The 7,093-nt window shown below is 46.6% G+C and carries 8 protein-coding genes; 4 read left to right on the forward strand and 4 right to left on the reverse strand.

Annotated features, from left to right (window positions below):
* The first annotated feature begins 166 nt into the window (after positions 1-166).
* From A3756_RS19530 to hemL, 4 genes are read left to right on the forward strand one after another with little or no spacing between them, the layout of a single operon-like run.
* Positions 167-1,948, forward strand: coding sequence for a chloride channel protein (locus tag A3756_RS19530; RefSeq protein WP_068554385.1), 1,782 nt, complete (start codon positions 167-169; stop codon positions 1,946-1,948).
* Positions 1,945-2,373: a protoporphyrinogen oxidase HemJ gene (gene hemJ / locus A3756_RS19535; protein ID WP_304438909.1), complete on the forward strand. Its 429-nt coding sequence runs from the start codon at positions 1,945-1,947 to the stop codon at positions 2,371-2,373. Before A3756_RS19530 ends, hemJ begins: the two co-directional genes overlap by 4 nt.
* 1 nt (position 2,374) lies before the next feature.
* Positions 2,375-3,016, forward strand: coding sequence for a thiamine phosphate synthase (gene thiE, locus A3756_RS19540; protein ID WP_068510028.1), 642 nt, complete (start codon positions 2,375-2,377; stop codon positions 3,014-3,016).
* A 19-nt stretch (positions 3,017-3,035) separates the two neighbouring features.
* Positions 3,036-4,319: a glutamate-1-semialdehyde 2,1-aminomutase gene (hemL, locus tag A3756_RS19545; protein WP_068510026.1), complete on the forward strand. Its 1,284-nt coding sequence runs from the start codon at positions 3,036-3,038 to the stop codon at positions 4,317-4,319.
* Here the strand turns inward: hemL and hemW are convergent.
* The 4 genes from hemW to metW form a co-directional block, all read right to left on the reverse strand.
* A complete protein-coding gene (hemW, locus tag A3756_RS19550) occupies positions 4,316-5,494 on the reverse strand; it encodes a radical SAM family heme chaperone HemW (protein WP_068510024.1) in 1,179 nt (392 codons plus the stop codon). The genes hemL and hemW overlap by 4 nt on opposite strands.
* A gap of 8 nt (positions 5,495-5,502) precedes the next feature.
* Positions 5,503-6,108 (reverse strand): RdgB/HAM1 family non-canonical purine NTP pyrophosphatase, encoded by a 606-nt coding sequence (gene rdgB / locus A3756_RS19555; protein WP_068510022.1) that lies wholly within the window; start codon positions 6,106-6,108, stop codon positions 5,503-5,505.
* Between the two features lie 14 nt (positions 6,109-6,122).
* Positions 6,123-6,593 carry a DUF4426 domain-containing protein gene (locus A3756_RS19560; RefSeq protein WP_068510021.1) on the reverse strand — a complete coding sequence of 157 codons (471 nt, stop codon included), beginning with the start codon at positions 6,591-6,593 and terminating at the stop codon, positions 6,123-6,125.
* 32 nt (positions 6,594-6,625) lie between these two features.
* The coding region (gene metW / locus A3756_RS19565) for a methionine biosynthesis protein MetW (RefSeq protein ID WP_068554386.1) at positions 6,626-7,093 on the reverse strand (468 nt) is incomplete at its 5' end.

Here is a 7,093-nt window from a genome sequence, read left to right on the forward strand (position 1 = left end):
CTATTGATGAGCTAAACCAGAAAGTGAAAAATCGTTCGGATAGAAAATAAATCACTTGCCAGCATTTATGGCAACACATTCAGGCTCTAGCTCTTAGAATATTATCTACTTTGCTATAAACTAGCACTGTACTGAATATTAGATTTTAAGACCATAAAGCCGGACTATGCCGCTAAAAACACACTTCGAAAACTATAAGCGCGTTTTCAGACAGCAGCTCTCTGGTGTCGATGCTTTGCCACAGCTAGCAATTCTTGGCCTGATTGCCGGGTCCTTAACTGCTGGTGTCATCCTGCTTTTCCGCTTCATGATCGAAGTCCCTCTTGCTTATTTTCTTCCTGAAGGTGATCCGGAAAATTTTGAAGGCTTAAGTACCTTTATGCGGGTGGTGATGCCGCTTAGCGGCGCCCTGTTAATCGGCACCATCTGGTATCGTTTGAAGATTAGCCAGCGTAAGGTCGGCGTCGCACTAGTGATGGAGCGTCTCAATTATCATCAGGGTTATATCTCGTTTAAAAGTATGATGACCCAATTTGTCGGTGGCGTGTTAACCATTTTGAGCGGCCAGTCTGCCGGACGAGAAGGACCTGCCGTACATTTGGGTGCAGCAGCTTCTAGCTTACTAGGTCGCTATCTAAACCTACCCAACAACAGTATTCGGACCTTAATTAGTTGCGGCACAGCTGCCGCCATTTCTGCTTCCTTCAACACCCCCATTGCCGGAGTCATTTTCGCTATGGAAGTCGTGATGATGGAATATAGCATTGCCGGTTTTACGCCAGTCATCCTGGCTTCGGTTGCAGCAGCGATTATTTCTCAGGTTTTCTATGGCGCAGACCCTGCCTTCCTCGTGCCCCAGCTGTATATGAACTCTCTGATGGAAATTCCCTATATCATTATCTGTGGCATAGGTATTGGTATTGTTTCAGCCTGCTTTGTTGGCTTGATCAAGCTCACCTTGCGTAATAGCACTAGCAATATTTTCTATCGGATCTCCGCTGCCGGTGCCTTAACCGCCGTTGCGGCAGCATTTGTGCCCGAGATAATGGGGGTAGGCTATGACACTGTAAACCAAACGCTTTTGGGCGAGTTTGGTTTGCTTCTACTGTGCTGCATCGCCGTGGTAAAAATTGTGGTAACGGGCATTAGCATTGGCTTGGGGATGCCAAGTGGACTTGTGGGCCCAATTCTCTTTATTGGTGCAACCGTTGGCGGCGTATTTGGCCTAATCGCTGAATGGATTATGCCTGAAACCGCCTCCTCAGCTGGCTTCTACGCTATGTTGGGTATGGGTGCGATGATGGGTTCCGCGCTACAAGCTCCCTTGGCCGCACTATTAGCCTTATTAGAACTTACGCAAAACCCCAATATAATCATGCCGGGAATGTTGATCATTGTTGTATCCAGTATGGTTGCAAGTGAAGTGTTCAAGCAGCAGTCTATTTTCCTGAGTATATTGAAGGAACAAGGTCTCGATTATCACAATAGCCCGGTTATTCAGGCACTTCGCCGCGTCAGTGTTGGCGCCATTATGACCCGACAATTTAGTCCGACGAAACGGCATATAGTTTACGAGGAAGCCAAGGAAATTTTGCGCCAGGAGCCTAAATGGATACTAATCAATAACAGCGATGGTAAACCAGTTTCGCTTCTTCCCACGGTCGATCTTGCGCACTACCTGGAGGAAAACGAACAGGAGCTGGTCGAGGGTGAGGAGCACCCGATTAAGGAGCGCATCCTGATCGACCTGTTTGAAATCCCGGCACAGCGAAAAGATATTGCCTCTCTCTACTTTCAAGCCACGCTTCAGGAAACCCTTGACCGCTTTACAGAAACTAAAACTGAAGCCTTATATGTCGAGAGAACCAGTGCTCCTACCGTTTCGCGTGTCCTGGGTATCGTCACTCGCGCTGAAGTCGAAAATTATTATCAATACAAAAGGAAATAAACATGCTTTGGGTAAAAAGCTTTCACATTGTTGCTGTTGTATGCTGGTTTGCCGCCTTATTTTACTTGCCCCGCTTATTTGTCTACCACGCTCAGTCAACAGACCAAACCAGCTTAGAGCGTTTCAAAGTTATGGAACGAAAGCTATACCGCGGCATTGGAACCCCTTCGATGATTGCAACGATTGTGCTGGGGCTTTGGCTAATTTCCTATAATGTAGAAGGTTACTTCCACGGTGGCTGGTTACACGCCAAATTAACACTGGTCGCGATTCTTGTTGGCTATCACTTCTATTGCGGCAAGATTCTCAAGCAGTTTGCTAGCGACAATAATACCCGAAGCCACGTATTTTATCGTTGGTTTAATGAGTTCCCGGTATTACTGCTTATTAGCATCGTTATTCTTGTTGTTGTGAAGCCCTTTTAACATGCCGGTCTCGACACTCCCGCAAGGCATATACGGCATTACTGATCCTTCTTTGCTTCCTGGCGAGTCTCTGTTTACCGGGGTAGAAAGTGCGCTTAAAGGTGGCTGCCGTGTTATCCAATATCGGGATAAGCAATCAAAGCCAGATCAGGCGCTTGCCAAGGCACTCCGACTCAAAGCCTTGTGCCATAAGTACCAGGCAGCACTAATCATTAATGACAGCCTGGCCCTGGCCCTCGACAGCGATGCAGATGGGCTGCATCTTGGAAAATCTGACGGCCACTTAAGCGAAGCACGGCAAGCACTCGGCGACAAAAAGATCATTGGCGTTACCTGCCATAGTGACCTGCAATATGCTCAGGACTGTATTAACCAAGGCGCATCATACTGTGCTTTTGGTCGTTTTTTTGAATCACAAACTAAGCCAGAAGCGCCTCCATGTAGCCTGGAAACATTCAAGCAAGCACTGCAATTGAGTATTCCCGTACTAGCCATTGGGGGTATTAGCATAGACAATATTGCTCGCTTCAGAGATACTCCTCCTCATAATATTGCGGTCATTAATAGTCTCTTTGGCCAGGCAGATATCTACCAAGCTGCGCTGGCGCTAAGCGCCGCATTTAAACAAATTCAAACTTATTAATTTAGAAACAGGTTCCAATATGTCTCGATCCGAAGATCTTTTCAACGATGCCCAAAGTGTGATCCCAGGCGGCGTAAACTCCCCGGTGCGCGCATTTAAAGGTGTTGAAGGTACTCCCATTTTCTTTGAACGCGGTGAAGGCGCCTATTTAGTAGATGCCGACGACAAGCGCTATATCGACTATGTCGCGTCATGGGGACCAATGATCTTGGGCCATGCCAACCCGGATGTAATCTCTGCCGTGAAAGCGCAACTAGACCACGGCTTGGGCTACGGTGCGCCAACTGAAATCGAAACCATCATGGCGAAAAAGGTTTGCGAACTTGTCCCTTCTATTGAAATGGTTCGTATGGTGAGTTCGGGAACCGAAGCAACCATGAGCGCTATTCGCTTGGCGCGTGGTTTTACCGGACGCGATAAAATCGTTAAGTTCGAAGGCTGTTATCACGGGCATGCTGACTCGCTACTCGTTAAAGCAGGCTCTGGCGCGCTAACGCTTGGCGTGCCTAATTCACCTGGAGTACCTGCGAGTGTCGCCGAGCATACAATCACCCTTACCTATAATGATGCAGACCAAGTTAAAGCACTGTTTGATGAAATGGGTGACCAGGTTGCTGCGATTATTGTCGAACCCGTTGCCGGGAATATGAACTGCATTCCTCCAGTACCTGGCTTTTTAGAAAGCTTACGAGAAGTCTGTGACAAACATGAAAGTGTCTTGATCTTTGATGAAGTCATGACTGGCTTCAGAACCGCTTTAGGCGGAGCCCAGTCTGTATACAATGTGAAGCCTGACCTAACTACTTTAGGAAAAGTAATTGGCGGTGGTTTACCGGTCGGCGCTTTCGGTGGCCGTACAGATATTATGCAAGCGATAGCGCCTACAGGCCCAGTCTACCAAGCCGGTACTTTATCGGGTAATCCGCTCGCCATGGCAGCCGGTCTAGCTATGCTGAATGCGATATCCGAGCCAGGTTTCTATGAAGCGCTAAGTCTGCAAACCACGAAACTGGTAGACGGCTTAAAAGCAGCTGCTAAAGAAGCCGGTGTGCCAATGACCTTTAACCAGGTGGGTGCAATGTTTGGTTTCTTCTTTACCGAAGCAGAGCAAGTTTCTCGCTTTGATCAAGTCATGGAATGTGACTTGCCTCGTTTCAAGGCTTTCTATCATGCGATGTTAGAAGAAGGTGTTTATCTTGCGCCGTCTGCGTTTGAAGCTGGCTTTGTTTCAAGCGCGCACAGCGATAAGGAAATTGAAGCAACAGTTGAAGCAGCACGAAAAGTGCTCAAGTCTCTTGCTTAGTTTTCTGTAAAACCTTCTAAAATAGTATTCAGAAATAACAGGCCTTTGTCCGTCGTACATAGGCCTTCTTCCTTCATCAAGCCCCTTGTCTTGAGTTCCGTTAACATAGGCTCTAAGACGCTGAGTTCCAGGCCCGTACGCTGAGATAGTAGTGAAGCTGGCACACCTTTCGTCAGACGTAGAACATTCATCATAAACTCGAAAGCTAAATCTTCTTGTGGAATAGCTTGTTCGCCCACTCTAATACTAGGCCCTGAACTGACATCAGAGCGCCTACTAGCAATTGCTTTTAAGTAATCGTTTGGGGTTCGAGTCTTACGGTAGCGATACATTCCCCTAAGCTGCTGAGCATCATCTAGCAAAGTGATTTTAGAGTGTGCACCGGCACCAATGCCAAGATAGTCACCAAACTGCCAGTAATTAAGATTGTGCTTAGCTTGAAAATCTGGTTTCGAGAATGCCGAGACTTCGTACTGCTGAAAACCCTTCTCGCCTAACAATTGCAGGCCATTATTTTGAATATCCCACATCAGTTCATCTTCAGGTAGAGCAGGCGGGTAGCGATAGAACTCGGTATTTTGTTCGATCGTCAATTGATACCAGGATAAGTGATTCGGCCCAAGCGATAATGCACTTTGGATATCATCCATGGCATCATCCAATGTTTGCCCGGGCAAACCATGCATCAAATCAATATTACAGTTAGTAATACCTCCCTCGTGTGCTTGTTCAATGGCCTTCATTGCTTCACTAGCAGAGTGAATGCGCCCAAGCTTTTCCAAATAGCGGTCTTTAAAACTCTGAACACCTAAAGATAGGCGGTTAATACCTGCTTGAGCATAAGCTTGAAATCGCTTCGCTTCAGTCGTACCTGGATTAGCCTCGAGTGTGATTTCGATATGCTCGGCAAAAGGCAATCGCTTATCTATGGCAGGTAGTAAGCGCTGATAAAACTCACCTGACATTAAACTCGGTGTACCGCCACCAAAAAAGATCGATTCAATTTTACGGCCCTGTGCAAATTCCCTATCAAAGTCCAAATCTTCAAGAAGCTTATTTAGATAGGCCTGTTCTGGAATTTCAGCACTGACATGGGAGTTGAAGTCGCAGTAAGGGCATTTGCGTACACACCAGGGAATGTGTACATAGAGACTTAGTGGAGGCAGTGTATTCAAGGCTCAGCCTAAGCCATTGACGCTTTGATTAGCTCAATTTTGTCGAGCAAAGCCTGGGTTGCCTGGCCACGGTGGCTAATTTTGTTTTTCTCTTCTTTCGTCAATTCTGCTGCGGTACATTGTTGATCAGATACCCAAAATACCGGGTCATAGCCAAAACCTTCACTGCCACTCTGAGTTTCAGTAATTCTACCAGGCCAACGGCCATGGCAAATTAAAGGTGTTGGATCTTCAGCATGCGACATATAAACCAGAACACAATGGAATTGCGCTGTTCTTTCTGCCTCGGGAACCCCCCCTAACTTTTTCAAAACCAGGTCGATGTTATCCTGGTCACTAGCTCCCTCACCTGCAAAACGAGCTGAATAAATACCGGGCTGTCCCTGTAAGGCGTCAATCGCGATACCCGAATCATCCGCCAAAGCGGGTAGGCCTGTCATTTTGGCTGCGCAACGCGCTTTAATAATGGCATTCTCAACAAAGCTGAGCCCCGTTTCTTCAGGCGGCTCAAAGTTATAATCTGATTGCGGGCTGACCTCAATATCATGATCAGCCAGCAGTAATTTAAACTCTCGAAGTTTTCCCTGGTTACCCGTAGCTAATACAATTTTCATCTCTGCCTGACCTGCTAATCGTTATAGAAGTTTTGCGTAAACCTCAGTTTTAGTGGCTGTGTTCCACCTTGCGGGTAAACCGTTACGTCAAAGGTCAACAAATCACCCTCGCGATATTGAAGCTGAGCCAGGTAGTAAATAGCATCGCCTTCTATAACTTGCTGGAAAGATAAAAACTGCGACTGGCGAATCTCATTGATCATCTCTGCCTGCACGGAACCACCCACTGCTTTTCGCTTTCCCTCCTTATCGACCTTAATAATACTGATATTAACCAAGCCTAAAGAACGACTTCTAACTAGTTGATACTGCCTTGCAACCTCTTCATCGAGGAAGGTCGAGGCAAAGGCAATATAGTGTACTTCATAATCGCTGCCATCAGGCCCTGGAAATACCTCTTTCTTCTCTGCATTCGCTGCAACAGAAAGAAAAGTCGTGAGCAAAAAAATTAAACTTGTTAAGGTTCGTATCATCGCTGAATTCATACGCTTGAGCCTATTGGATCAGAAAAAGTGAATTATTTACTAATGCGGTATACCGCAAATTCGGCAAATAGATTTGGCCACATGCGCGCAAAACTACTCTGTTCAAACTCTGCATCCACCACTTCGCGGTTCAGGATCTTGATACCTTTTTGAACACAAAGCGCTTCAAAGTCCTTAAAGGTGCAGAGGTGGATGTTCGGTGTGTTATACCAGGTATGCGGCAAAGTTTTCGACATCGGCATTTTGCCATTCCACAAAAGGTAATGGCGGCAACGCCAATAGCCAAAATTTGGAAAGGTAACAATTCCCTGATTTCCGAGACGCATCATTTCATCAAGCATCACATCCGGACGCCGGACTGCCTGTAGAGCTTGCGTCATAATCACCGTATCAAACTGCTGATCGGCAAATTGAGACAGGCCTCTTTTGTCCAGATCATGCTCTATAACATTAACTCCCTTCTCAATGCATCGGGTTATCTGCTCTGACGCAATCTCTAG

Source organism: Oleiphilus sp. HI0086 (assembly GCF_001635225.1).

Coding starts and splice junctions, on each gene's coding strand:
- A3756_RS19530 (WP_068554385.1), top strand. CDS start 167: ATGCCGCTAAAAACACACTTCGAAAACTATAAGCGCGTTTTCAGACAG.
- thiE (WP_068510028.1), top strand. CDS start 2,375: ATGCCGGTCTCGACACTCCCGCAAGGCATATACGGCATTACTGATCCT.
- hemL (WP_068510026.1), top strand. CDS start 3,036: ATGTCTCGATCCGAAGATCTTTTCAACGATGCCCAAAGTGTGATCCCA.
- rdgB (WP_068510022.1), bottom strand. CDS start 6,108: ATGAAAATTGTATTAGCTACGGGTAACCAGGGAAAACTTCGAGAGTTT.
- A3756_RS19560 (WP_068510021.1), bottom strand. CDS start 6,593: ATGAATTCAGCGATGATACGAACCTTAACAAGTTTAATTTTTTTGCTC.